Origin of the sequence: Niallia sp. NCCP-28 (assembly GCF_023168165.1) — a bacterium.
In the GTDB taxonomy this organism is placed as follows: domain Bacteria; phylum Bacillota; class Bacilli; order Bacillales; family Cytobacillaceae; genus Niallia.
Map to the genome: position 1 here is coordinate 44,803 of NZ_BQYJ01000002.1, position 26,243 is coordinate 71,045.

The 26,243-nt window shown below is 34.1% G+C and carries 23 protein-coding genes; 13 read left to right on the forward strand and 10 right to left on the reverse strand.

Going from position 1 to position 26,243, the window contains the following annotated elements:
• Positions 1–61: 61 nt before the first annotated feature.
• Entirely contained in the window at positions 62–466 is a 405-nt protein-coding gene (locus NCCP28_RS05155) for a DUF5365 family protein (RefSeq protein WP_248560342.1), read from the forward strand.
• Between the two features lie 97 nt (positions 467–563).
• Here the strand turns inward: NCCP28_RS05155 and NCCP28_RS05160 are convergent, their stop codons facing one another.
• Complete coding sequence (locus NCCP28_RS05160) at positions 564–1,022, reverse strand: disulfide oxidoreductase (RefSeq protein WP_282579525.1); 459 nt, start codon at positions 1,020–1,022, stop codon at positions 564–566.
• Between the two features lie 425 nt (positions 1,023–1,447).
• Here NCCP28_RS05160 and NCCP28_RS05165 point away from each other — a divergent pair, with 425 nt between their 5' ends.
• Complete coding sequence (locus NCCP28_RS05165) at positions 1,448–2,986, forward strand: bifunctional GNAT family N-acetyltransferase/carbon-nitrogen hydrolase family protein (protein WP_248560343.1); 1,539 nt, start codon at positions 1,448–1,450, stop codon at positions 2,984–2,986.
• Between the two features lie 64 nt (positions 2,987–3,050).
• Here NCCP28_RS05165 and NCCP28_RS05170 read toward each other — a convergent pair whose 3' ends face one another.
• Positions 3,051–3,296 carry a YhdB family protein gene (locus NCCP28_RS05170; RefSeq protein ID WP_248560344.1) on the reverse strand — a complete coding sequence of 82 codons (246 nt, stop codon included), beginning with the start codon at positions 3,294–3,296 and terminating at the stop codon, positions 3,051–3,053.
• Positions 3,297–3,470: 174 nt separating this feature from the next.
• Here NCCP28_RS05170 and NCCP28_RS05175 point away from each other — a divergent pair, with 174 nt between their 5' ends.
• Both NCCP28_RS05175 and NCCP28_RS05180 read left to right on the forward strand, forming a co-directional pair.
• Entirely contained in the window at positions 3,471–4,445 is a 975-nt protein-coding gene (locus tag NCCP28_RS05175) for a M14 family zinc carboxypeptidase (RefSeq protein WP_248560345.1), read from the forward strand.
• Between the two features lie 42 nt (positions 4,446–4,487).
• Positions 4,488–4,814, forward strand: coding sequence for a DUF3889 domain-containing protein (locus tag NCCP28_RS05180; protein ID WP_248560346.1), 327 nt, complete (start codon positions 4,488–4,490; stop codon positions 4,812–4,814).
• 45 nt (positions 4,815–4,859) lie between these two features.
• Here the strand turns inward: NCCP28_RS05180 and NCCP28_RS05185 are convergent, their stop codons facing one another.
• The 5 genes from NCCP28_RS05185 to corA all read right to left on the reverse strand — a co-directional run bounded on the left by NCCP28_RS05185 (position 4,860) and on the right by corA (position 10,220).
• Complete coding sequence (locus tag NCCP28_RS05185; protein ID WP_248560347.1) at positions 4,860–5,840, reverse strand: ABC transporter permease; 981 nt, start codon at positions 5,838–5,840, stop codon at positions 4,860–4,862.
• Positions 5,833–6,744 carry an ABC transporter ATP-binding protein gene (locus NCCP28_RS05190; protein WP_248560348.1) on the reverse strand — a complete coding sequence of 304 codons (912 nt, stop codon included), beginning with the start codon at positions 6,742–6,744 and terminating at the stop codon, positions 5,833–5,835. The genes NCCP28_RS05185 and NCCP28_RS05190 overlap by 8 nt, the downstream gene beginning before the upstream one ends.
• On the reverse strand, positions 6,741–7,538 hold the full coding sequence (locus NCCP28_RS05195; protein ID WP_248560349.1) for a GDSL-type esterase/lipase family protein: 798 nt from the start codon (positions 7,536–7,538) through the stop codon (positions 6,741–6,743). The genes NCCP28_RS05190 and NCCP28_RS05195 overlap by 4 nt, the downstream gene beginning before the upstream one ends.
• Before the next feature lie 400 nt (positions 7,539–7,938).
• Positions 7,939–8,841 (reverse strand): YitT family protein, encoded by a 903-nt coding sequence (locus tag NCCP28_RS05200; protein ID WP_248560350.1) that lies wholly within the window; start codon positions 8,839–8,841, stop codon positions 7,939–7,941.
• Positions 8,842–9,263: 422 nt separating this feature from the next.
• On the reverse strand, positions 9,264–10,220 hold the full coding sequence (gene corA / locus NCCP28_RS05205) for a magnesium/cobalt transporter CorA (RefSeq protein WP_248560351.1): 957 nt from the start codon (positions 10,218–10,220) through the stop codon (positions 9,264–9,266).
• Positions 10,221–10,392: 172 nt separating this feature from the next.
• Here corA and NCCP28_RS05210 point away from each other — a divergent pair, with 172 nt between their 5' ends.
• The gene (locus tag NCCP28_RS05210; RefSeq protein WP_248560352.1) at positions 10,393–11,019 is read left to right on the forward strand and encodes a nitroreductase family protein; all 627 of its coding nucleotides are present in this window, start codon (positions 10,393–10,395) and stop codon (positions 11,017–11,019) included.
• Positions 11,020–11,360: 341 nt separating this feature from the next.
• Positions 11,361–12,062 carry a response regulator transcription factor gene (locus NCCP28_RS05215; RefSeq protein ID WP_248560353.1) on the forward strand — a complete coding sequence of 234 codons (702 nt, stop codon included), beginning with the start codon at positions 11,361–11,363 and terminating at the stop codon, positions 12,060–12,062.
• Positions 12,063–12,124: 62 nt separating this feature from the next.
• On the opposite strand, the gene NCCP28_RS05220 is transcribed toward NCCP28_RS05215, so the two are convergent.
• The 3 genes from NCCP28_RS05220 to NCCP28_RS05230 form a co-directional block, all read right to left on the reverse strand.
• Positions 12,125–13,507 carry a hemolysin family protein gene (locus NCCP28_RS05220; RefSeq protein WP_248560354.1) on the reverse strand — a complete coding sequence of 461 codons (1,383 nt, stop codon included), beginning with the start codon at positions 13,505–13,507 and terminating at the stop codon, positions 12,125–12,127.
• A gap of 595 nt (positions 13,508–14,102) precedes the next feature.
• The gene (locus tag NCCP28_RS05225) at positions 14,103–15,410 is read right to left on the reverse strand and encodes a hemolysin family protein (protein WP_248560355.1); all 1,308 of its coding nucleotides are present in this window, start codon (positions 15,408–15,410) and stop codon (positions 14,103–14,105) included.
• 368 nt (positions 15,411–15,778) lie between these two features.
• Positions 15,779–16,357, reverse strand: a complete 579-nt coding sequence (locus tag NCCP28_RS05230) for a GNAT family N-acetyltransferase (RefSeq protein ID WP_248560356.1) — start codon at positions 16,355–16,357, stop codon at positions 15,779–15,781.
• A 342-nt stretch (positions 16,358–16,699) separates the two neighbouring features.
• Here NCCP28_RS05230 and NCCP28_RS05235 point away from each other — a divergent pair, with 342 nt between their 5' ends.
• From NCCP28_RS05235 to NCCP28_RS05265, 7 genes are all read left to right on the forward strand, one after another.
• Complete coding sequence (locus NCCP28_RS05235) at positions 16,700–17,983, forward strand: methyl-accepting chemotaxis protein (protein ID WP_248560357.1); 1,284 nt, start codon at positions 16,700–16,702, stop codon at positions 17,981–17,983.
• Between the two features lie 201 nt (positions 17,984–18,184).
• On the forward strand, positions 18,185–18,409 hold the full coding sequence (locus NCCP28_RS05240; protein ID WP_248560358.1) for a FeoA family protein: 225 nt from the start codon (positions 18,185–18,187) through the stop codon (positions 18,407–18,409).
• Positions 18,410–20,410 (forward strand): ferrous iron transport protein B, encoded by a 2,001-nt coding sequence (gene feoB, locus NCCP28_RS05245; protein ID WP_248560359.1) that lies wholly within the window; start codon positions 18,410–18,412, stop codon positions 20,408–20,410.
• Between the two features lie 15 nt (positions 20,411–20,425).
• Positions 20,426–20,611, forward strand: coding sequence for a FeoB-associated Cys-rich membrane protein (locus tag NCCP28_RS05250; RefSeq protein WP_248560360.1), 186 nt, complete (start codon positions 20,426–20,428; stop codon positions 20,609–20,611).
• 664 nt (positions 20,612–21,275) lie between these two features.
• Complete coding sequence (locus NCCP28_RS05255; protein ID WP_248560361.1) at positions 21,276–21,737, forward strand: helix-turn-helix transcriptional regulator; 462 nt, start codon at positions 21,276–21,278, stop codon at positions 21,735–21,737.
• 526 nt (positions 21,738–22,263) lie between these two features.
• The gene (locus NCCP28_RS05260) at positions 22,264–24,021 is read left to right on the forward strand and encodes an ABC transporter ATP-binding protein (RefSeq protein WP_248560362.1); all 1,758 of its coding nucleotides are present in this window, start codon (positions 22,264–22,266) and stop codon (positions 24,019–24,021) included.
• Entirely contained in the window at positions 24,018–26,033 is a 2,016-nt protein-coding gene (locus NCCP28_RS05265) for an ABC transporter ATP-binding protein (RefSeq protein ID WP_248560363.1), read from the forward strand. The genes NCCP28_RS05260 and NCCP28_RS05265 overlap by 4 nt, the downstream gene beginning before the upstream one ends.
• Positions 26,034–26,243 lie beyond the last annotated feature (210 nt).

The window sequence follows — 26,243 nt, forward strand, 5'->3', positions numbered from 1 at the left end:
ATTGAAGTTTCACTTTATGCAAAAAAACATTCAACCAAATAAAAGAGGGTGGTCCTTTTAAATGAAGGTAGTTTACGCATCAACACCTACGCAAGAAGAGAAAATCAACGAACTTATTCAACTATTTTATTCCACGATTTTTCCTTATTATTTTTCGGATGATGATATTAGACGTTTTTCAAAATTAGGGGTATTAAGTCCGACAGATGAGCAAATGGAGCAAATCCGTACATTAAAAAGCTCTTATCAAGTGATTACAAGTTTGCAGACTATTTTATCTATATTGGAAAATAAAGAAAATATGGATGACTATAAACAAATTTTTGAAAAAAATGTGGATATATTAAATGACTTTCAATTATTTTTCCCTTTTAGTTTTGAGAACTTCAAGAATCGAAAAGAAACAGAGATGCATGGCACGGCATTTAGCATGTATACAGAAGCTACAAATGCGTATCTAGTGTAAAGCTTTTGCTTAATATATTTAAAAAAGGAGCAGGGAAAATGAATTTATTCCTTGCTCTTTTTTATTGTTCTATAGGATCTCTATTTATTAGTATGAATTATCCTACGTTGGTTTCATTATTTTTTTTTGATTGTCTCCAAACAATAACGCTGCAGATAAAGATGATGATAAAACCAGTTAAAGCGAGCAATGGAATGGTAATGAATCCTAGCCAATTAATGTAATCTCCAGTGCAAGGAACTCTTCCGCAGGAAGGAGCTGTATTAGATAAAAAAGGGAATTTTTGAATGGAGTAGTGGTACATAGAGGTACATGCCCCAATTCCAGAGAGAACCATGGTGTAGAAGGTTATTTTATAGTCTTTTTTTATGACAGCCAATCCTAAAATAATAACAAGTGGATACATAAGAATTCGCTGGTACCAGCATAAGGTGCAAGGTTCAAATTCCCTGATTTCGGAGAAGTATAAACTGCCAAACATGCTTATCAAAGAAGCAATCCATGCAAGAAAAAGAATGTACTCCCGAGCATCGGTAGGATTATTTTTATTTTTCACCAGATATTTCTCCTTTGTCAGTGATTTCTTTTATAAGAGTCTCTGTTAAAGAAATTGGATGATTTTCTTAGAAGAAGAATGCCTTCTACAAGTATCAGAGACCCAGAAAATCATTTTTGTTTAATTCATTCACAAAGTCATATAAAAAGTATAAAGAAAATCAGCCATACTGTAAATAAAATGAAGTCAATCGTCTATTTCTTCTTATTGTTATATGAAAGCTTATTGGTGGTTTTGACATTGTATTTAATGGGGTGGAAATCAACAGGCAAGTTTAACAGAACGATATTTATAAAGGCATATATCATCTCTGTGATTTGCTGTTATTCGACTAAGAATATTAGAATAGAAATAACATATTTAGATTACAGAATAGAAAAAAAGGGAAATGTAAGTAAATATACAATGTAAGGGAGTTTAGTGATATGACGAAGCTAGATTTATCAAAGTTTGAGAAAAAACTAATAATTCGAAACATGGAATATCAAGATATTGAACGTATATTGCCATTGCAGTCTATTTGTTTTCCAGGAATGGAGCCATGGACAAAAGAACAGCTTAAAAGTCATTTAAGACTATTTCAAGAAGGGCAATTTGTTGCTGAGTATGATGGAGAAATTATTGGATCCTGCTCTAGTTTAATTATTAATTTTGATGAATATGATGACAGACATACTTGGGATGATGTGACAGATAGGGGATACATAACAAATCATAATCCAGATGGCTACAATTTATATGGCATTGAAGTAATGGTGCATCCTAAATATAGAAGGATGAAAATTGGGCACAGATTGTATGAAGCGAGAAAAGAATTAGTGAGAAGATTAAATCTGAAAAGCATTATAATAGGAGGGAGAATCCCTAATTATTATAAATATGAAGATAAAATGACGGCAAAGGAATATGTACAAGAGGTGTCTCATCATAAAATTTATGATCCAGTCCTTTCTTTTCAGCTGATTAATGGCTTTACCTTAATGCGCATAAATCCTGATTACTTGCCCGATGATACCCAGTCCAAGAAATATGCCACTTTAATGGAATGGAACAATGTGGAGTATTTGCCGCAAACAAAACGCTTTTTTAAAAGCAGCTATCCTGTGCGAATCTGTGTCGTACAATATATGATGAGGCAAATTGAAAGCTTTACGGATTTTGCTAATCAAGTGGAATATTATACAGATGTAGCTTCTGATGCAGAATCAGATTTTATTGTATTTCCTGAACTGATTACAACACAGCTGATGTCTTTTTTAGAAGAAAAAGTTCCTAGCATTGCTATTAGAAGAGTAACGGAATATACAGAACAATATATTGAGTTATTTACTAATTTAGCAATTAGATACAATATAAATATTATCGGCGGTTCTCATTTTGTAAAAGAAGATGATGATGAAATATACAATATCGCTTATCTTTTTAGAAGAGATGGCACGATTGAAAAACAGTATAAGCTACATATAACACCAAATGAACGAAAATGGTGGGGAATTAATCGAGGCGAACAAGTTAAAGTATTTGATACAGACTGCGGAAGAATTGCTATTCAAATTTGTTATGATATTGAATTCCCTGAACTTGCCCGCATCGCAACAGATATGGGTGCCAAAATTATTTTTACGCCGTTTTGTACAGAAGATCGCCAAGGGTATTTGCGAGTGCGTTATTGTGCACAGGCTCGTGCTGTTGAAAATCAAATTTATACTGTAATAGCAGGAACAGTAGGGAACCTTCCGCAAACGGAAAATATGGACATTCAGTATGCCCAATCTGCTATATTTGCTCCATCTGACTTTGAATTTGCCCGTGATGGGATTGTTGGAGAGACAAATCCCAATATAGAAATGGTCATGATTGGAGATGTAGATTTAGAGGTATTAAGGAGACAGCGCCAAGATGGAACAGTAAGACAGCTAAAAGATAGAAGACATGATATCTATAGAGTAGGATATAAAAAATAATGATTTACCATAAAAAGGTGTCCCTAAAATTTGGGACACCTTTTTGGTGGTGGAATTCTGTTTGTTAACTTAAATTTGTGTGAATATATTCATCCATTGCTAATTCGTTGGCGTGTTCGATATAGCGGAGTAATGAATAAAGATTTTCTTCAATTACAGAATAGTTATGTTCAAAATTGTATGCATGCAGGAAAGATTCAATTTTTTTTGATAAAAAATTATCTTTTGTACGGACCATTAATATTAAGAGATTATCCCATTCTGAACGATGGGTATAATAAAGAGCACGATCATAATCCATTTTATTCAATTCAAGAGCCTCCTTTATCTGAAGGAGATGATAATAGTATATGAATACGCAAAAAAAGATTGCATCCTAAAACTTGGTTATGTTGATATAAAAGCATTATCATCTTTTACCTGTATATTTTATGATGAATAAGATTTTTGTTTTTTCACATAATAAGGAAAAAAAGGTGTTAAGATGAAAAAAATAATGATAATTCTGCTTTTGGGGCAACTGTTATATATTCCAACTATTTCAAAAGCTGCCGTGATAGACAGCAGCAAACCGTATTCCTATAAAGAATATCAACAGGATGTTTGGCTGTTGAAAAGCAAGTATAAAGATCGTCTTCAACTAGAAACAATTGGAACGTCCGAATATGGCCGCAAATTATATGCTATTCATTTGGGAAGCGGCAAAAAAAATATATTGATGATAGGCTCTCATCATGGCAGAGAGTGGATTACTTCTTTATTGCTTATGAATATGGTGGAAAACTATGCAAGTTCATCCAATTTAAACAAAGAATTAGCAGATGTCTCTATTTGGTTTGTGCCAATGCTTAATCCGGATGGGGTTACAATCCAGCAAGGAGAGATAGATAAATTCCCCTTTTTTGCTAAAAGGAATATAAAAAAAATGAATGAAGGTTCAACTGATTTTTCCAAATGGAAAAGCAATGGACTAGGGATTGATTTAAATAGACAATATTCTGCCGGCTGGGATGAATTGTATTATGCCAGCAAAAGACCATCATATAAAAATTATAAAGGGCATCAACCATTTGAAGCGAAAGAAGTCAAAGCAATTGTTGAATTTACAGAAAAGATAAAGCCGAGTATTGCGATTAGTTACCATTCCTCTGGACAAGAGATATATTGGCAGTATAAAAATGGTGAGTATACAGAGAGAGATCGCAAAATAGCTGAAAAAATCAGTGCTGCTACTGGATACAAATTAGGAGTTCCAGATGAGGATGCGATAGGTGCAGGCTATACAGACTGGTTTATAGATAAATATAAGCTTCCTGCATTGACAATAGAAATATGTCCATTAATAGAGGAAACAAATCCGCCTCTTCATACATTTCCAGAGGAATGGAAACGAAATAAGGAAATCCCCAAAATATTAATTCAAGAAGTAAAAAAGTTGGAAGAAGCACATAAAAAATAAAGGGAAACAAATAATAGGAAAAATAAAACTTGGAGGTTTATTATGAAAAATCGTTCTTTTCCTATTTTAATTGCAGTGATTTTGTTAATGGCGATTATGTTTCCATCCCATAATATTGCTGTGCAAAAATTGGATTATGAGAAATACGGCAATATTGCAATAGCTGTAGTGAAAGCAGATTATCCAAATGAAAAGGTAACAGATTATGAATATAAAGGAAGAAAAAAGGTTTCTACAATGGAAGTGCAAGATGCCTTTCAATTTTTAGTAAAGGAAAATGGCAAAGAAAAGATTGTTTTGGTCACAATTAATCATAATATTAAAGACAATAAATTTCTCTCATTAGTAGTGCAAGAACAAAGCAAATAGGAAAACAAAACCACCAAGTATGAAATTTGGTGGTTTTGTTTTCTGTTAATAAATATCTTTTTTAGTAAAAAATAAAAAGGAGACAATAAATCCAACTGCTCCCCATATTGCTAGCACGGACAACGAAAAGGGCAGGGTCATTCCTTCAATTGGCGGTATATTTCCTTGCAGGTAGTCTGTTAAACGCAAATTAACCATAAATAAGTATTTAGCGGCCTCCCACGAGGAAGCAATGGAACTGATAATGGTTCCAGAGATTAAAAAGGCAAGCATAACGCCCATTCCTGCTGCAGTGCTTCTAATAAGAACAGATAGCATAAATGATAAGGTTCCAATTACCACTGAAACAAACCATGCAAGTCCACATGCCATTAGAATATATTGCCATTGTGGAATAAGATGAACACCAACAGTATTTAATTCTCCATTTTTCACTGTGAATCCAGTTAAAATGGGTGCACTCCATCCCCCATAGCCAAAGAATAATCCAGAAATAACATACGCACATAAACTAAAAATAAATAAAATAAAGGAAACGGACAAAATAAGTATTATATATTTGCTCATTAGGATTTTCCAACGTTTGACTGGCCTTGTCAGGAGCAGTTTAATCGTGCCGATGCTTTTTTCTGATGAAACTAAATCAGATGCGATAATCATGATCATCAAGGGAAGCAAAAGCTGTATCGAGTTATCTAAAAAAACCCGCAAAAAAGTAGGTGCGCCTGGATCTTGTGGGTTTATATCATGATCTAAATAATATTGAGACTGGTCAATTCTTACCTTTAGCTGATTTCTCCATTCTTCGGATATTCCGCTTGAGCCGATTCGATTTTGCATATCGATAATCGATTGCTGCAAAGTGGTTCGCCAATCTGTGTCACCAAGTCTTTTTTTTACATTTTCCATTTCACGGTACTGGGCATATGTAAACATGGAAATCATCACTGCAATAATTAATGTGACAACAATTATTCGTTTGCTTTTTACTAGTTTAAGCATTTCATTATAAACTAAATTATTCAACAGAGCTACCTCCAGTCAGTTCAAGGAAGAGGTCTTCTAATGAAGGGATTTTTCGATTCATTTCTTTAATATCAATTCCTGCCTCAAATAATAGTTTGCTCCAATTGGCTATAGCATTTTCTGAATAGGGAGTAATAATATATTCATTATCCAATTTTGCTGACGGTGCCGCTTTTTTTAGAATGGCAAACCCTTTATCAAGGGGAGAGACTCGCCAAATCAACTTTTCCTGTTCTGCCAATAGATTATGCACATATTCAGTATGGATAATTTTTCCGTTTAAAATAATGGCAACACGATCACATAGATTTTGAATTTCACTTAACAAGTGGCTAGAAACTAATACACTCAGTCCTTCTTTCTCTGCCAAGTACCGAATAAATTCTCTCATTTCCCTAATGCCGGCAGGATCTAAACCATTTGTTGGCTCATCGAGTATTAATACTTTTGGTTTGTTTAAAAGGGCTTGTCCTATCCCAAGCCTTTGTCTCATGCCTAAAGAGTAGGTTTTGACTTTATCATGAATGCGATTGTTCAGCCCAACTAGATTCACAACTTCTTGAATGCGCTGATCATCTACATTTTTGAGCATTCTCGCAAAAAACTTTAAATTTTCCCATCCTGTTAAATAGGGGTAAAGCTCTGGATTTTCTACAATGCAGCCGAGTCTTTCCATTGCTTTAGGGAAATTCTTTTCAATATTATATCCGCAAATATGAATCGTTCCTGAAGTAGGTTTAATCAGACCCACTAGCATGCGGATAGTAGTTGTTTTTCCAGCTCCATTGGGACCGAGAAAGCCAAATACTTCGCCAGTTTTTAATTCAAAACTAATATTTTTAATAATCCTTTTTTTGCCGATTTTTTTATGTAAATGTTTAACAGCTAACGTAATTTCGCTCATTTTGTTTCGACCTCCCAAGATATTAGGGCCGCAACCCTTTCAGCCATCAATCTATATCCCTTTGCATTTGGATGGAAATGATCAGAATAAAGGAAAGACTGAATATTTTGCTGGAAAATATCATATGTGGGAACATATATTACATTGGCAAAGGCAGCACAAATTTCAGCTGTTTCATTATTCCAATTTCGGACAATCTCTGATGTGATGCTGCTGTTTTCTAAATTATTAAAGGGATTATATAGTCCGATTAAATAAATAGGAGCGTCTTTATTCACAGAGCGAAGGGTGGTAAGAATTGACTTTAAGTTAGTCGTATAGGAACGGCTGATTGCAGAGATGGATTGTTTGTCATAGTGTTTCAGTGTTTCTCCACCTTTAAATAGATCGTTTCCACCGATAGTAATAAAGAGAATATCTGCATGGTTAGCTTTCCTTTTTATTTCAGTTTCCTTTATTTGTTTTGCTAGTTTGGCTGAGGTCATTCCTTTAATTCCATAATTAGAAAGGGTAATTTTCTGATTAGATTCTTTTTCGATGCTTTCTTTTAAGTAGCCAACATAGCCTTTGCCCGTATCATCCCCAGTTCCTCTCGTTAAGGAATCACCAAGTGCAAGCAGGTGCACTCCATCTTTTTTATTGACAGATGAATTATCGATAGCGGGCGATTCTGGTGGCTCCTGATTGCTGGTTGTTGAGGAATGGTCTACCAAAACCCACCCTAATCCTATCATCCAAGTAAAACAAAAAAGAATGGAAAATAGCAAAATAAAAATAGTTCCATATTGTTTCATTGTTGTCCTCCCTCATACAAAAATCATAGACGAATATAAAAAGAAGTAAACATCTATTCATGAATATAGTTCTTTTAAAAAACAATTAACAGCGAATGCTATCAATATACCCAAACAAAGGGGGAAACAGCCTATAAATAAATGTTTAGCAAGCAAAAAAGTGCAGAAGATTTTTCCACACTTATCCCTAATTAATGGGCTTTTGCACCTGACCTTGAGCGTGAAGAGGAAAAAAAATCTAAGTGGGAGAAGCTTGCTGAGCAAAAGCCTATAGGAAAGAACATAGACTATCTCCTATCTCTCTTCAAGGAGCAATCAGTGGAAGAAAGTGAAAAGATCTTCTGATTGAAGTTTCACTTTATCTTAATGAAGAAGAATGCATTTCTCACTATAAGCGGTATTAATGAATATCTTTTTTCTTAAATCTTCCTCCTCGAACTTCTGCTATATTGGCAACCGCTAAAAAAGCTGCCGGATCCAATTCTTCTACAATTGTTTTTAATTTGGCTTCCTCAAGCCTATTTATTACACAGAAGATCACTTTTTTATTATCTCCTGTATAGGCGCCTTCGCCCTTTAGATACGTAACACCTCGTCCTAATCTGGCAATAATGGTTTCCCCAATAATATCGGAATTATCGCTTATAATCCAAACAGATTTTGATTCATCAAGACCTGCGATAACAATATCAATTACTTTAAATGCAATAAAATAAGCAATAAGAGAATACATGGCGCGATTCCATGAAAAAACAAACCCTGCACAGATAAAAATAAACACATTAAAAAACATAATGATTTCACCAACAGAAAAAGGGAGCTTTTTACTGAAAAGCAGTGCGAGGATTTCTGTTCCGTCTAATGATCCTCCAAATCGAAGAACAATGCCTACGCCAAATCCAAGAATTATTCCGCCAAAGACGGTAGCGAGAAGTAAATCATTTGTAAAAACAGGAACGTCATGAAGCATAATGGTTGTAATAGAAAGAACGGTTATTCCTAAAAGAGTGGAAAACGCAAATGTTTTTCCTATTTGCTTGTAGCCAATATAAAAAAAAGGAATGTTCAATAAGAAGATAAAATAGCCTAGTTTGAAGTGCAGCAAGTGGGATAAGATAATAGAGATGCCTACAATGCCGCCATCCAATACTTGGTTTGGAACAAGAAATTCTTCAATGCCTATTCCCATCAAGATACTGCCGACAATAATAAAAAAAGCCCTTTGCGCTAATACCTTTTTTGGCAATACTTTGTGCTGAGGCTTGTTCGCTACAAGTTGATTATCTAAACTGGGTGTTTCCATTTTATTCCTCCAATTATTTATTTTAGTTTGCCAGATGCTATCTATACATAATGTTTTTTTAGCAAAGCACTGCTTTAAAAGTGTTGCTCGCTTCTGTCGAGCAAATTTTAAAAAAGAGTAGTTTGCTCTCATACAATAAGGCATCCTAGATATTTTAGTAGAAGGAGGCGCAATATTGCATGGAAGTTTTAGCAGGAAATACCTTAATTAAAAAAGAACGAAAACAGGAAGAAGGAAAAAAATTGCCGATTTTGAAGCATTAGTTGATTAGGAGATGTTAATTTAATTTTATCATACGATAAAAAGATTACCTATTTATTTGTTTGAAAATTCAATATATGTTAGTTTGGTACTGCGATTGCAAATGAAGAAGGATAGCTTTTTGAGTTAAAAGCTATCCTTCTTCATTTGCAGTTCCTATCTTATTTAAACCATCCTTTTTGCTTAAACCATAAAAACATGGCAAGAACAATGAAAAGCATAACACCAAGCAAAATAAAATATCCATATCGTAAATGAAGTTCTGGCATATAAAGAAAGTTCATTCCATATAAACCAGCAAGGAAACTAAGTGGCATAAAGATGGTAGTAATTATAGTCAAGATTTGCATAATGCGATTAGAGTGATGGGAATTATAAGATAAATAACTATCTCTAATATCAGTAGTTATTTCGCGGTTGGATTCAATCAATTCAGCAAGCTTTAATAAATGATCATATATGTCAGAATAATATTCCCGCTTATTCCAAACAGCTGCAAGCTTATTTGTGTTAATTAACTGATAGAGCAAATCTCTCATTGGAATAACAGTATGTCTAATTGATAATAAATGATGCCTTGTTGCGAATAAATCATCTAGAAGTACTTCCATCGTTTTATTTTGAGAATTTTCATCAATTTCTGCTAAAAAATCTTCAATTTTATAGACAATTGGAAAGTAATGATCTACAAGCTGATCTAATAATTGATAAAGGACAGTATATTGAGTCCAGTTTATTGCTTCTTTTTCTTTTTCCAGTTTTTCTTTGACAAGCTGCACCTCTGTAGAGAAATGATGATGAAAAGAGACAATAAAGTTGCTGCCGAGAAATAAATTCAACTCTTCTTTTTTAAACGTTTTAGAATCTAGACTATGCGTAACAAAAAAAGTATAGTCATCAAAATAATCTATTTTAGGTCTCTGCAGATTATGTAAACAGTCTTCAATGGAGAGCGGGTGGAAATTTAACGGTTTTGTCAAATAGAATATTTCTTTTTCCGTTGGTTGATCAAAATCAATCCAATACCATAAGTATTGGTTTTGATTTTGAAACAATTCTTCCAATGATATGTTTGTTACTACATTATTTTCATTGGTAACACCGATTATATGGATCATAGTAGTAACTCCTTTATAAAAAATAAATGTGCATTATAAATGTACAATAAAAGTTCCCTAAAAGGAAAAGGATTATACATGTTAAATGATGTAATGGTTGACTAATTTAAAAATTAGTTATACTATTCTATTTACAAGTTACAAAAAGTAAGCGGATATTAGGAGGAAAGTTATGACAGCAACCATTAATAGTACTGAGTTTTTTCAAGTTTTGAAAGATCGCAGAGCAGTTAAAGTATATGATGAAAACTATAAATTAACAAAAGCAGAGATAGAAGAGCTTTTGACCCTTGCAGGAAGAGCTCCTTCCGCTTGGAATTTGCAGCAATGGCATTTTGTTGTTTTTCATGGAGAAGAAGCACAGCAAAAACTATTGCCAATTGCCTTTAACCAAGCACAAATTGCGCAATCTTCTGCTGTTATTGCCATTTTAGGAGATTTGGAAGCAAATAAAAATGCACAACAAATTTTTGCTGAAGATATTGAAAAAGGCAGACTGACAGAAGAAATCGGAGAAATGATTAAAGGGCAAATTAATGGAGCCTACCAAAATCCAGATTATCCTAGAGATGCAGCAAACAGCAATGCTTCGCTGGCTGCCATGCAACTAATGATAGCGGCTAAAGGGGCTGGTTTAGACACTTGTGCAATTGGCGGATTTAATCGTGCTGCTTTTGTGAAAGAGTTTCAAATTTCTGAACGCTATTTACCAATCATGCTCATTACAATTGGAAAAGCTGCATCTCCTGGACGTGAAACGGATCGTCTTCCATTAGAAAAAATCAGTACATGGATTTAATAAAAAAGAAGCGGGAGAGGGATTGAGTAATTTTCCATCTATTTGATTCTCAAAAAAACAAATCAGAAGAAAATCTGATTTGTTTTTTTATTTAAGAAAAACTGTGTTAAATTGCATTGATCATTTAGGTATTATATGGATTAGAAAAGAAGGAGTGAAACCTCTAAAGGAAAAGAAGAAGACACCTCTATTCCATGATTACAAGCTCTATATCATATGGTTTTTATGGCAATGTCACATTTGCCTGAAGACAACATGATTGTCTAGCGGTAATTTTTGCTATAATATAAGTAACCAAAATAGGCAGTGGTGGAATGGATAAATTGGTGAGGATGGATAAAATGAAGATACTTGTTATAGAAGATAATGAAAGTGTATGTTCTATGCTTGAAATGTTTTTTTTAAAAGAACACTATGAGGGTAAATTTATTCATAATGGAAAAGAAGCATTAGACTTTTTTATGGAAAATCAAAATTGGGATATTATTATTGTAGATTGGATGCTTCCAGGAATGGAAGGTGTCACTATATGCAGAAAGATCAGGGAAGTTAGTACAGTCCCTATTATTATGCTGACAGCAAAAGACAGCGATTCGGATCAAGTGCTGGGATTAGAGATGGGAGCAGACGATTATGTTACAAAACCATTTAGCCCATTGACGTTAATGGCAAGAATTAAGGCGGTTACGCGGCGTTATCAAAAAGATGTTTCTGTTAAGCAAGAACAAAACTATTTAGAAAGCGAACATTTTAAAATCAGCAAAGAAACAAGGGAAGTAATGTATAACGGAAGAATTCTTTCCAATTTGACCCCAAAAGAATTTGACCTTCTTTATTATCTAATCAGCAATCCTAAGCAAGTATTTACAAGAGAACAACTTCTTGATAGGGTTTGGGGATATCAATTTTATGGAGATGAAAGAACCGTAGATGTTCATATTAAAAGGTTAAGAAATAAAATTGGAACAAAAGAGCAGCCATTTATTCATACTATATGGGGGGTAGGATATAAATTTGATGAAACAAATGATCATTTAGAGTGAAAAAGGAAGCAAAATGCTTGACATCAAGCATTTTGCTTCCTTTTTAATTAGGGCAGAATTCCCTAGGATACAATCTCAGCATTTGTTGGCGCTGAGATAGCAGTATTGTTAACTTCCAGCTCGCCAGCAGTCTCTTTATTCCTATTTATTTCGGGAATTCTTTGCACTTCAATATATTTAACATGATGTTCTTCCATTTCTAATATTTTAAAAGTAAAGGATTCAAACATAATAGTGTCGCCTTCAGCCGCTTCATATTTTGAGGTTAAAATCCATCCTCCTAGTGTATCGATGTCTTCATCATGTAAATCAATGCCTAACAATCCGCTTACTTCAGTAAGCAATACTTTTGCATCAATAATGTAATGATCTTCCTTCACCTTTTGCACACTTGGGATTTCATCTACATCAAATTCATCGCGGATATCGCCGACAATTTCTTCGATAATATCTTCAACGGTTACCAGCCCAGAAGTGCCACCATATTCATCCATTAAAATAGCCATATGAATTCGTTCTTTTTGCATTTTTACAAGTAAATCTTGAATAGGGAAAGTTTCAATAACCCTAATTACTGGCCTTATATAAGGCTCAAGTGTTTTCTCGTGCAAGTCATTTGTGCGAAGGAGTTCGGCCATGATTTCTTTTACATTGATCATACCAATGATATGGTCCTTATCTCCATCCGTTATAGGATATCTGGTGAATTGTTCTTTATAGATTAATTCCAATAAATTCTCCAAGGTACTTGTTTGTTCGAGAGAAATAATTTCAGTGCGCGGAACCATGATTTCTTTGGCAATTCGATTATCGAATTCAAAAATTTTGTTTACATACTTAAACTCAGATTGATTAATTTCTCCACTTTTGTAACTCTCAGAAAAAATAATTCTAAGCTCTTCTTCAGAATGAGCAAGTTCATGTTCTGAAACAGGCTTAAATCCAAAAAAACCTATAATTACTCTTGCGGAATTATTTAATAGCCAAATAAACGGATACAAAATTTTATAAAAAATAATTAAAGGGCGAGCGGTAATTAGCGTGATAAGCTCTGCCTTTTGTATAGCTATTGTTTTTGGCGCCAGTTCCCCAACTACCACTTGCAAAAAAGTGATAATAGCAAAAGCAAGTGAAAACGATAGGATTTTTATAGCTGTTTCTGGTACATAAATCAATTCTAGTAAAGGACCAATAAAGTGTTGAATTGTTTCTTCACCAAACCAGCCAATTCCAAGGGCTGTTATCGTGATACCCAATTGACATGCAGATAAGTATTCATCAAGATTCATAATTACTTTTTTTGCTGCAATTGCACTTTTGTTTCCTTGTTCGATTAGCTGATCAATTTTTGAACTGCGAACTCTAATAATAGCAAACTCTGAAGCTACAAAAAATGCAGTACAAGCAATCAAAATGGCTATAAAAACCAAGTTAAATATGTCCAATAAGTTTCCTTATCTCGTATGAAACGAGTAAGGGGTCACCTCCTGATTAATACATCAATTAATTTTTTTCTTACATAGTGAACAATCTGCATCTATTCTTATACAAAATTGTTCTTGCCAAAAATCGATAAGTATCAATAGAAATGATTAATAGTATGTTTTGATATTTTTGAGACAAGTATAATAATTAATCATTCTATTGAAAGAAATAAACAGCAATCTTTCAACATTTATATAGATAACCCCATTATACCACCTCAAACTTTCATAAATAATTACCAATAATTATACGTTAAGCCAAACTATGTCGTCAAACATTGGGGAATTATAATTTTCTTTTTATTCTGATAATTTAACTGTTCACAAAAAATTGTGTTATTTCACTATCTGAAACAGCAGCAAGAAGCTGATGGATATACAAAAAATTATAAAAATATAAGATTTAATATTGCCCAATAGAAGGAAAAAATAAAAGAAAAAAACCTTTTTGTACAATATATTCTATGTAGGAAGTATAAAATTATGTTCTTAATCAGCCAAAGAAAGTACGGAATAGAGAAGGGAGGAATTTTTTGTATAAGAGTGAAAAAGGCAATCACCCTAAACTTGGGGCAACTGCCTTTACTTCTATTTGAGAGACTTGCTGCTTATTCAGTTTGACTATACTAAATTCATAATTATCGTAAAATATAGATTCACTCTTTTTTAAATCAGGGTTTTGTGCAAGAATCCATCCTCCTATTGTATAAAGGTCATCGTGCTCTAAGTTAATGGCTAAAAGATTATTTACCTCTGTTAGATGCAGCCTTGAATCCAAGATATAATGGTTATCGTTGATTTTTTGAATAAGCGGAAATTCATCTTCATCAAATTCATCACGGATTTCTCCAACAATTTCTTCGAGAATATCTTCTACTGTCACAAGACCAGCAGTTCCACCAAATTCATCATTTAGTATGGCGATGTTAATTCGATCCTTTTGCATTCTCATTAGCAGTAATTGGATAGGAATAAACTCCATAACATGAATGATTGGCTGTGCATATTTTTTTAAGGGCTTTTCTTCAGGGCATATATTTTTTATGCAGTCTGTTAAAAGCTGTTTAATATGGACAAAACCAATGATGGTATCTTTGTCATCTCCTTTTGTTATAGGGTAGCGTGTAAATCTTTCAGAAGTAATGATTTTTATTATTTCCTTTAAGGGCAGATCTTCGCGTAATGTAATCATTTGTGTTCTTGGCACCATAATTTCATTTGCCAGCCGATTATCAAATTCAAAGATATTGTTGACATAATGATATTCAGAAGTAGTTATTTCCCCACTTTTATAACTTTCAGCAAGCACATAATGCAGCTCTTCTTCAGAAGGAGCAGTTTCGTTTATTGGCTGTTTAATGCCATATAGGCGCACTACGATTCTGGCTGCATTATTTAAAATCCAGATAAATGGATACATAATCCTATAAAATAATAGCAATGGTTTTGAAAGCAGCAAAGCAACCCTTTCTGTTTGCTGGATGGCAATTGATTTTGGAAAGAGTTCGCCTGCAACTACATTGATATATGTAACTAAACCAAAAGCGATAAGAAAAGACAGAATATGAGTAAATGAATCTGAGATAGGGAGTTTATCGAGAAGCGGATGAAATAACTTTGTAACAGTTGGTTCACCTAGCCATCCTAAACCTAAAGAAGTTATCGTTATTCCAAGCTGGCAGGCAGAAAGAAATCCATCCATATTTGTAATAATCTGTTTTACCGAGACGGCATTTGAATTGCCTTCTGCAATCAGTTGCTCTATACGTGTTGGACGGACTCTAACAATAGCAAATTCTGAAGCAACAAAAAATGCAGAGAATACAATAAGTAAACAAACTATAAGCAAATTTGTTAAAATCATACTAGTCATCACCATTCGTTAATATTGGATAAAATGAAAATTCAATCAGTAGGGTTGCCGCTCTCCCACTGATTGTTAGTGAAATCAATTGGGTTTTTAATCAGCAATTTTTATCCACCTAAATGTTTTGCTGCCCCTTTTATCTTAAGCGGGAGGCAAAAGTCCGTTAATGCGTGATAAATAGGATTTGCCATATACAATAAAAAAATGCGCTTAATGGCTAAATGAATCTTCTATTAGTTTTAGCTTAAATTGCTGCAATTATTTTTTATTGTTATTATTTTTTATCTATGGCTTAATAATTATCAAACGTAAAATTTAGAAGGTAACTTTTCTCTTCTCTAATTAATTCTCTTATTTTATCAAATTTAAACATAAGGAGCATTGTTCTTGCCTTTTCTGTGCAGATGATGCCACTCTTTTGCGAGCATACTAAATAAAACTAAATCATGATAATGGTCATAAAGGAACTCTCCATCTCGGATAATCCCCTCTTTAGTGAATAATAGTTTTTCTGGAATAGCCATACTTTTTTTGTTTTTTAAACCACATTTTATTTCTATACGATTTAATTTCAAATAATAAAAGGCATAATTCAAAACAGCAGAAACAGTGCGTGTCATTATGCCTTTTCCTTGTGCACTGCTTGCTAAAAAGTATCCAATGCTGGCTTGACGATTTTGCCAGTCTATTTGCTGCAAGGACATCATGCCGACCAATTTCTCTTTATAAAATATTCCGGCTTCAAAGCCCTGTTTTTCTGCGTATTGTTTATGCCAAAGTGGAATAATTGTACTGTATTGCTGGGGAAATAGCACAAGATCGACCCATGGAAGCCATTCGCGCAAATATAAGCGATCTTGGTCTATAAGCTGAAAAATGGCAGAAGCATCATGGAGTTCTAATAGGCGAAGTGTAATATCCTTATTTACTTGGAGCTGAAACATGATTTATACATCCTTTCTATCAGTAAAAGAAATCAGTTCTTAATGCAGTTTATGCAGCATGGAAAGAACTCGCTTACCCTAAAAAAGGATGGAGAAAATAGAGCAAACAGTGCAGTGATCATAAAAAATGGCTATTGTGATGGTAGAGCATGCAGTTCATTTATAAAAATAAGAACGCAATAAAAAGAAAAATCTTCTAAATAATTGAAAAAAAAAGCCGAAATTAATAAAGAACAGGCAAAATTTTTAATTTCCATGATTGCTTATGATAGCGTTTTATTAAATGGAAGAGCAAAGCAATTTAACATAACGTTTGCCTGGTTTAGAAGGGAGAAGCAACTCATGAAAAAGAGAGATGGTTTGTTTTTTAAATTAATGTTTATAGTCAGTGTTTTGATTATTTTTACATCATTAATTAGTGGAGTAATTACTTATTATTTCACTACAGCTGCAGAGGGAATAAATTCAGGTCAAATTCCATTAATACTTATTGCAACTTCCATTGTCATTACGTTGGTAAGCGGAATTATATTTTATTTTTTGATAAAAAAGAAATTCATTGTATTAAAAACATTAAATACACGTTTTATAGAAGTGGCAAATGGAGATTTAACACAGGAATTTATTTATGATAAAAAAGATGAAATTGGCGATTTAAGCAACTCTTTTCATAAAATGAAACAGCAATTGGGAGCTGTACTTTCCAATACAAAAGAAATTAGCCATAACATACTTGAATATTCGGCTGAATTATCTGCTGTTTCGGAAGAGACTTCGGCAAGTTCAGAGGAAATAGGCCGAGCGATGAGCGAGATCGCTAAAGGAGCAGCAGAACAAGCCGCGGAACTAGATGAAGTAAATCGGGAAATGGGGCGGCTGAATTATTCTATCCAAACAATGGATGAAAAAAATACAATCATTAAGCAAGCAACTCAACAATCGGAAAACGCGACCCAAAAAGGCAAAAGCATGATTTCCCAATTGAAAAAATCCAATGAGCAGACCAAACAGGCTACAGATCATGTCAGTATAGGAATTTCCAATTTATATACAAAGATTTTGGATATCTCAAAAATTACGGTAACAATTAACAGCATTTCCGAACAAACCAATTTGCTAGCATTAAATGCGAGTATCGAGGCTGCAAGAGCAGGGGAGCATGGCAAAGGATTTGCAGTAGTGGCAAGTGAAGTTAGAAAGCTTGCGGAGGGCACGGGAGAAGCAACTAAACAAATTCAAGAAATGATTTTCAGCATTGAAAAAGAAACAGAGAAAACAGTGCAAGCATTATTTGAAACAACCACACAAGCAGAAGAATTAAATAGTGCTGTAACAGGCACTGAAAATGAATTTAATTCTATTGCAACTGCTGTTCAGGCTATAATAGCGGCAGTGAATGAATTAAATAAAGAGCTGAAAGAAGTAGTAGAACAAAATAGTCATATGCTAGAGTCCATCTCTAGCATAACTACTGTTTCAGAATCAGCAGCTGCTGCAGTAGAAGAGGTGTCATCATCAAGTGATGAGCAAATATCCGCCATTATGAATGTAACAAAAGCAGCGGAAGCAATGACACAAAGCAGTGAACAATTAACTGATATGCTAAAAAATTATAAAATAAAGTAAAGAATTCATGTCTTTTTCTATAAAGTAGACTAAAAATCGTCTGCGATGGAGAAGGGCATGATTTTTTGTTTTAAAAAAGAAAATTCTTAAAATTGTCAATATTTATCCCTTTTACCTAATTGAGTCATATTCCCTTTCTTGCTATAACTATAAATAAGAATAAAGATAATCATTCTCAATTAATAGAAGGGAGACAAAGTGATGAAGGAAAAATTGCGAGTTGGTGAAAAAATAAAAATTAATAATTTGTCAAAAGTTAATGAACTTGTCAGAAGAAGATTGCTTGATTTTGGTATTACAGAAGGATCTGTTGTATTGGTAGAAAATAAGATGCCATTTAGTGGCCCCTATATTTTAGAATTCAAAGGAACAAAAGTTGGCGTGAGAAGAACAGAGGCGCTGCAAATGGAAGTGGAGATTCAATAGATGGAAGTAGCATTATTAGGAAATCCCAATACAGGAAAAACCTCTTTATTTAATCATTTAACAGGTTCCTATGAGTATGTTGGAAACTGGAGCGGTGTAACCATTGAGAAAAAAATTGGTGTATTTAAGAATAAAAAGGCCAATTTAGTAGATTTGCCTGGTGCCTATTCCTTAAATCCATTATCAGCGGATGAAGCAGTTGTTACAGAATATCTTTTGCAGGCTGAATTTGAAAAAATAGTCAATATTGTGGATGCATCACAATTGCGCAGAAATTTATTGTTGACTCTTCAGCTTATTGAATATGAAAAGCCTGTTGTGATTGGATTAAATATGATGGATGTGGCAAAAAGCTATGGGAAAAAAATCAAAATAGAAAAACTGTCCAGCATGCTGGGATGCCCTGTTGTTGCTATTAGCGCAAGAAGAGGGAAGGGCTGCACAGAACTTGCAGATGCTGCAACTGAAACAGCCCATACAAACACAAGCATATTAAAAGTAGATTACGGCAGGGTGATAGAGCAATATATTTTTGAAATGAGTTCATTGGTGAACTCAAAAACCAACCTATCTGCCCGTTGGCTAACCTTGCAGCTGATAGATGGTAATGCCAGTGTCATTAAGCATCTGCATTTATTGGCAGGAAAAAGGAAGGTGGATGATTTCCTTAACAGGATAGAAGCAGATGCCAACAAAATGGGCAAAGAAGCTGCACAGCTAGTATTTGAAGCAAGAAGAAATGTAGTAGAATTTATCCTGTCTAGTGCAGAAATTGTGGAAGAGCCGAACAAAGAAACGCTCACAAATAAAATAGATCGCATTGTCATAAATAAGTATTTAGGATTGCCGATATTTATGCTGCTTATGTACTTTATGTTTATGCTTACCTTTGATTGGTTTGGTTCAAGATTATCCGATTTAGTGGACGGATTTATTACAGGCTTTTTTACCGAGATAATCAACACAGCATTAGCAGCATTAAATGTTGCTCCTTTTATACAAACATTAGTCATTGACGGAATAATTGCTGGAGTCGGCGGCGTGCTCGTTTTTGTTCCGCAAATATTTATTTTGTTCTTCTTTTTATCTTTTTTGGAGGATTCTGGATATATGTCCAGAGTGGCATTAGTAGTAGATAAATTAATGGAGAAATCGGGGCTAAATGGCAAGGCTGTAATTCCCATGATTATCGGCTTTGGCTGCAATGTGCCAGGGGTGATGGCTGCAAGAACCATTGAAACAAAAAGAGAAAGATTATTAACGATTATTTTATTGCCATTTATGTCTTGTTCTGCACGTTTTCCTGTTTATGCTTTATTTATCGGAGCCTTTTTTGCCGAAAATGGAGCAATTATTGTATTTTCCATATATTTATTAAGTGTACTCCTTGTTTTAATTATGGCAAAGCTTCTTTCTGCCACCATTTTAAAAGGCGAGAAGTCATTATTTATTATTGAACTTCCTCCATATAGAATGCCAAGCATTAAAGTTTTATGGAAAAGCACATGGGATAAAGGGAAAGGTTTTTTGAAAAAGGCAGGAACCTTTATTTTTGCAGGGTCAGTTGTCATCTGGCTATTAACCTATTTGGGTCCTGCAGGTATGAATGTGGACATGAATGATAGTTATTTAGCTTCCATTGGCCAATTGATTTCTCCATTATTAAAACCGTTAGGGTTTGGTACATGGCAAGCTGGCGCATCCTTGCTTACTGGATTTCTCGCCAAAGAAGCAGTTGTTTCGGCAATGAATATTATTTATGCCGTTCCTAATGTCCATTCTTTGCAGCATTTAATGAGTGAAGTATATACTCCTTTAGCTTCTTATAGTTTTATGGTATTTATTCTATTATATATTCCCTGTCTTGCTACTTTAGCAACGATTTATAAGGAAACAGCTTCAAAAAAGTGGTCTGCTTTTTCTGTAGTCTATTCTTTGATGCTCGCATATGGAATTTCATTCATTATTTATCAAGTGGGGCGATTGTTTGGATTAACGTAAAAAGGAGGATAATTTATGATAACTAGCATAATACTTGGAGTCTTGATCTTTTTTTACGCAAGCTATTCATTATTTCGTTTTATTCAAAAATCCAAGCAAGGAAAGTGCGCCAGCTGTTCAATTAGTAAATCATGTGAAACAAAGGGCTGCAGCACCTCTTTAGCGGGAACAACAAAAAACTCTCATTTAATCCAAAGATAACAGCGGCTGTCTAATAAGTCCTAAAATAAAATCAGGCGACGAAAAACAAATTGTTTTTCGTCGCCTGATTTTGGTTTCTATTCATTTTTCCTTTTACAAGAAAAGGCGGTTTTTTGTATTTAATTTAAAAAAAGCTATATTTCTGCTGATATGAATTTTGGCACTTTGTTGATTGGAGCAGAAGGTGCGAGATTCCTGCGGGAAAAGCGTATCAAAGGAAGACCTTACAGCAGGTCCATTTAATAGCGTTACAAAAAGAAAAAGGGGACTGGACTTAAAAGGCATTTTTTATCACGCATTAACAGGCTTTTGCCCCTTGCCTAAGGGATAGTAAGAGAAAATGAAAAATCTAGGTGGCAGAAACTTGCCCATAAAAGCCTGATTGGTTCAACTAACAATCAGTGGGGGGGGAAGAAACCCTCACTGATTGAAGTACGGGGACAGCCACTTTTTTGTTTGCAGTTATTGAGGAAGGTAGGGATGGATTTTGTCGAAAAATAGCTATTTCAAAAAAATAAAACAAAGTATGGGAAAAAACCAGCAATCGAACTAAATTCCCTGCTTAAAAATGATAGGTATAAATAGATTTGAATTATATTTTGTTAAAGTTTATACTATTAGAAAAAGTGTAAAATTACACATGACTAATAAAGGAATGAAAAGGTTGACTAGAGAAGAAATCATTATCAAAATATCAGAAAAAATGAGGTTGATTCGCACAGAGGCGGGTTATACACAAGACAAAATGGCAGAAGTTATTGGTGTATCTAAAAAGACGCTTGTTCAAATAGAAAAAGGAAGAGTGTATGCAGGCTGGTCCACGGTAGTAGCAGTATGTGCCCTTTTTAGAGAAACAGAAACAGTGCGCCATTTTTTTGGAGATGAACCGTTAGAAGTACTTGAAACTGTTGCACATGACGGGATGGATTATCGCAAAGAAAAAACAATGGGCGGAAAAGTATGGTGGCGTGAGATAGAAGATAGAAATGGATACATATTGCAGCAAAACATCATCAGCCAGCATTTTCGAATTATTGATGAGGATCATTTTCGGATTTTCAGCAGTTTTAATGAACGAGAAGCTAAAGAAAGATTTTTAGAAATAACAAAAGATAGGAAAATCTAAGATGGCAGCTTTTCAGGAATGGCTGCGGTTTTATCGGAATTTTTGCAATTGACTTCATAATAGAAAAATGGTAATGTTTAACTATATTAGAAAATTATTATACTGAATGGAGGGGTTAGAATGTTTCGATTAATTAATAAGAAATTAAAACAATTGAATATCTTTGTAACCCCTCCATCTGTTTAGATAAGGGAGCTGTGCAAATAAGCCAGCTTTATTTTTCCTTTGAGGAAAACATACACTAGGCAAATGAAGGTTACATTTATTTGTAACAGATGCATTTGTTTCGAAAGATAGACCGCATTGTTGCGGTCTATCTTTTTGTTGTTTATCACGTATTAAGGGGCTTTTGGCCTTACCTAACTGATTGAAGTTTCATTTTATTAAAAAATGAGGATTTTTTTTCCTCTTTTTTATAGCTAATACTGAAGGGGGAGGAATATGTAAATGATTAGATGCAATAAACCAAAAAAAATAATGAAAAGGGATTCAAAAAGTGGATAGTAAGATGGATTAGGAGGCTAATATGTTTTCGATATTATTTAAATTAAAGTGGTTTTTTAAAGAACATAAAAAAAGATATTTGATTGCTGTTTTTTTATTGCTTTTTATAGGGATAGTGGAAATTATTCCGCCACAGCTGCTAGGAATGTTTATAGATGAAATAAATGTGGGGACACTTACAGCAGCAAAATCTGTTTATTATATCCTTGCTGTTATCGGCATTACTTTATTTACTTACTATGTTACTTATACCTGGATGTACCAATTATTTGGCGGAGCTTTTCTTTTAGAAAGAAAATTAAGAAGCAATTTTTTTGGTCATTTGCTGAAAATGACACCTACTTTCTATGAAAAGAATCGAACTGGAGATTTAATGGCAAGAGCAACCAATGATCTCCGTGCCATTTCTACTACAGCAGGATTTGGGATTTTAACATTAATTGACTCCACAGCCTTTATGCTTACCATTATTGCAACTATGTGCATATTAGTAAGTTGGAAACTGACATTGGCCGCTATTTTGCCCCTGCCAATTATGGCGTTGATTATGCAAGTGTATGGCAATAAAATTCATAAGCGATTTACTGAAGCACAAGATGCATTCGGCGAATTAAATGACAGTGTCTTGCAGTCTGTCGCTGGAGTTCGTGTAGTTCGCGCCTATGTATTAGAGAAAGAAGAAGAAAAGCAATTTCATCAATTAACAAATGATGTTTTTCATAAAAATATTGCTGTAGCAAAGATTGATTCTTTATTTGAGCCAACTGTTCGCATTTTGGTAGGGCTAAGCTATTTAATTGGATTAGGCTACGGTTCTTTTTTAGTTTTTAAGCAGGACATTTCCATAGGGCAGCTAGTTACCTTCAATGTCTATTTAGGGATGATTGTATGGCCAATGTTTGCTATTGGAGAGTTAATGAATATTATGCAAAGAGGAAACGCCTCATTAGACAGGGTTCAGGAAACATTAAATTATCAAGCTGATGTAGCCGATGCCCCTATAGTAAAAAGCATTAAAAAACCAGAGAATATTGAATTTAAAAATGTTGTATTCCGCTACCCATCTTCTTCTGCTGATAATTTGCAAAATGTAAATTTGAGGATAAAACAAGGGGAAACAATTGGTGTAGTAGGGAAAACAGGAAGCGGCAAAACTACCTTTGTTAAACAGCTGCTAAGAGAGTATCCGGCTGGCAAGGGAAATATACGCATTAATGGGGAAGAGATAGAAGAGCAGTCGTTAGAGCAAGTAAGGGAATGGATTGGCTATGTTCCTCAAGATCATGTATTATTTTCAAAATCGATCAAAGAAAATATACTATTCGGCAATCAATATGCAAATGAACAAGATTTAGAAAAGGCTATCGAATTAGCTTCATTTAAGCAGGATCTTAATATGCTGCCAAATAAACTGGCTACATTAGTTGGGGAAAAAGGAGTTGCCCTCTCTGGCGGACAAAAGCAGCGGATTTCCATAGCAAGAGCCCTTATTAGAAATCCAGAAATACTGATACTAGATGATTCCCTATCAGCAGTTGATGCCAAAACGGAAAAGAACATTATTGAAAATATAAAAAATGAAAGAAAAGGGAAAACAACCATTATCACAACACACCGAATGACTGCTGTGCAACATGCAGATCAAATTATTGTTTTAGATGATGGCCAGATTATAGAACATGGATCACATGCTGAACTGATGCAGAAAAATGGGTGGTATAAAAAGCAATTTACAACACAGCAAATGGAAGCATCTACAGAAATGGAGGTGCAGGCATGAGTACAGGAAAACGTTTATTTCATTATGGATTAAATTTAAGAAAAACGATTATTGCAGCCTTAATTATGTTGACTATTGCAGTCGCTGCTGATTTAATGGGGCCGTTCATTGCAAAAAAAGTCATTGATGATCATGTATCAGGCATTGAAACAACTTGGTATGAAACAAATTCTTCTTCTTCCAGTTCTGTTTTATATAAAGGAAAGGAATATATCAAAGAAAAGAAATTAGCAAAATCAGCAAAGAAAAATGCTTCTGCGAAAATTATGCAGGTGCAAAGACAATTCCTTTTTGTAAAAGAAGATATTGCTTTTGATGGAAAAAAATCTTATGCCAATGGACAGTTAACGATTACAGATGGAGAAAGAATCGCCAATTATCCTGTGGAGAAATTAACGAAAACAGAGGTATTTTCCTTCTATAAACCAGAAATTCAAGGGATTATAAAACTGTTGATAATATACTTTGCATTGGTTATTGTAGCAGCAGGTTTTCAATATGGCCAGCATTTTTATTTGCAGAAATCTGCAAATAAAGTGATTCAAAAGATGAGGGAAGAGGTATTTGCCCAAATTCAGCGCTTGCCCATTAAATATTTTGATAATCTGCCAGCAGGCAAGGTCGTAGCAAGAGTCACAAATGATACAGAAGCAATTAGAGAGCTGTATGTGACAGTACTTTCCAACTTTTTCTCCAGTACTATCTATATAGCTGGAATCTATGTAGCCCTATTTATCTTAAATGTGAAACTTGCATTTATTTGTTTATTTTTAATTCCAATTTTATTCCTGTGGATTAAATTGTATCGGAAATTTGCCAGCCGTTATAATCAAGTCATAAGAGCAAGGAATAGCGATATTAACGGAGTAATAAATGAATCCATACAAGGAATGAATATTATCCAAGCATTTGGAAAGGAGAAACAGACAAAACATGAATTTGAAGCATTAAATGAAGAGCATTTCCGCTTTCAGAACAAGATGCTGAATTTAAATAGTTTAACATCCCATAATCTGGTGAATGTTTTGCGTAATATTATATTTGTCGCATTTATCTGGTATGTGGCAGGGCAATCTTTAAATGCCTCAACAGCTGTTACATTAGGAGTTCTATATGCTTTTGTTGATTATATCAATCGACTTTTTCAGCCAATTGTCGGTATTGTCAATCAACTAGCAAACTTGGAGCAGGCGCTTGTTGCGGCAGAGCGTGTTTTTGAATTAATGGATAAAGAAGGAATAGATGTAGAAGAAAAGAAAATGGAACGCTATAAAGGCAATGTCAAATTCGAACATGTTTATTTTGCTTATAAAGAAAAGGAATATGTGCTGAAAGATATAACCTTTGAAGCAAAGCAGGGAGAAACAATAGCGTTAGTAGGACACACAGGATCAGGCAAAAGTTCAATCTTAAATCTATTGTTCCGGTACTATGATATAGAGTCAGGGAATATAACGATTGATGGAATTAATATAAAAGAGATGTCAAGACAGGATTTGCGCAATCATATGGGGATTGTTTTACAAGATCCATTTCTATTTAAAGGGACCATTGCTTCCAATGTAACATTAAATAATCCATCTATTACTCAAAAGCAAATGGAGAAAGCTTTAAAAGATGTAGGGGCAGATCGGGTATTAAAAAATTTAGAGCATGGCTATAATGAACCAGTAATTGAAAAAGGGAGCACGTTATCCAGTGGACAAAGGCAGCTTATATCTTTTGCAAGAGCGCTTGCCTTTGACCCAGCCATTTTAGTATTAGATGAAGCAACGAGCAGTATAGATACAGAAACAGAGCAAATTATTCAACATGCCATGGAAGTGTTAAAAAAAGGAAGAACCACTTTTATCATTGCACACCGCTTATCAACTATTCGGAATGCAAATCAAATTATTGTATTAGATCATGGAGCGATTGTAGAAAAAGGAACACATGATGAGCTGATGCAGCAAAAGGGAAAATATTATCAAATGTATGAGCTTCAACAAGGCAAACTTGGAGTGGGATAAGAGAATAATTTAGAAGGAGGGGCATCTAATCTGCTGATTTTTTAGGTTATTAGATGCCCTTTTCTCTTTTCTGTGGATGAATAGATAAGATACCTTTTTGTATTATTTATAAAAAGGGGAATTTCTATCGGATTAATCATATGAATGCCTCTAAACATTTTGGGCTGTTATTTATTTTTATAAAGTAAAAAATTGTTTATTAATCTTGAA

Bases quoted from the DNA above. Each gene is read 5' to 3' on its own strand.
- NCCP28_RS05155 (WP_248560342.1), top strand. From the start codon at position 62: ATGAAGGTAGTTTACGCATCAACACCTACGCAAGAAGAGAAAATCAAC.
- NCCP28_RS05165 (WP_248560343.1), top strand. From the start codon at position 1,448: ATGACGAAGCTAGATTTATCAAAGTTTGAGAAAAAACTAATAATTCGA.
- NCCP28_RS05175 (WP_248560345.1), top strand. From the start codon at position 3,471: ATGAAAAAAATAATGATAATTCTGCTTTTGGGGCAACTGTTATATATT.
- NCCP28_RS05180 (WP_248560346.1), top strand. From the start codon at position 4,488: ATGAAAAATCGTTCTTTTCCTATTTTAATTGCAGTGATTTTGTTAATG.
- NCCP28_RS05190 (WP_248560348.1), bottom strand. From the start codon at position 6,744: ATGAGCGAAATTACGTTAGCTGTTAAACATTTACATAAAAAAATCGGC.
- NCCP28_RS05195 (WP_248560349.1), bottom strand. From the start codon at position 7,538: ATGAAACAATATGGAACTATTTTTATTTTGCTATTTTCCATTCTTTTT.
- NCCP28_RS05200 (WP_248560350.1), bottom strand. From the start codon at position 8,841: ATGGAAACACCCAGTTTAGATAATCAACTTGTAGCGAACAAGCCTCAG.
- corA (WP_248560351.1), bottom strand. From the start codon at position 10,220: ATGATCCATATAATCGGTGTTACCAATGAAAATAATGTAGTAACAAAC.
- NCCP28_RS05210 (WP_248560352.1), top strand. From the start codon at position 10,393: ATGACAGCAACCATTAATAGTACTGAGTTTTTTCAAGTTTTGAAAGAT.
- NCCP28_RS05215 (WP_248560353.1), top strand. From the start codon at position 11,361: ATGAAGATACTTGTTATAGAAGATAATGAAAGTGTATGTTCTATGCTT.
- NCCP28_RS05225 (WP_248560355.1), bottom strand. From the start codon at position 15,410: ATGATTTTAACAAATTTGCTTATAGTTTGTTTACTTATTGTATTCTCT.
- NCCP28_RS05230 (WP_248560356.1), bottom strand. From the start codon at position 16,357: ATGTTTCAGCTCCAAGTAAATAAGGATATTACACTTCGCCTATTAGAA.
- NCCP28_RS05235 (WP_248560357.1), top strand. From the start codon at position 16,700: ATGAAAAAGAGAGATGGTTTGTTTTTTAAATTAATGTTTATAGTCAGT.
- NCCP28_RS05240 (WP_248560358.1), top strand. From the start codon at position 18,185: ATGAAGGAAAAATTGCGAGTTGGTGAAAAAATAAAAATTAATAATTTG.
- feoB (WP_248560359.1), top strand. From the start codon at position 18,410: ATGGAAGTAGCATTATTAGGAAATCCCAATACAGGAAAAACCTCTTTA.
- NCCP28_RS05250 (WP_248560360.1), top strand. From the start codon at position 20,426: ATGATAACTAGCATAATACTTGGAGTCTTGATCTTTTTTTACGCAAGC.
- NCCP28_RS05260 (WP_248560362.1), top strand. From the start codon at position 22,264: ATGTTTTCGATATTATTTAAATTAAAGTGGTTTTTTAAAGAACATAAA.
- NCCP28_RS05265 (WP_248560363.1), top strand. From the start codon at position 24,018: ATGAGTACAGGAAAACGTTTATTTCATTATGGATTAAATTTAAGAAAA.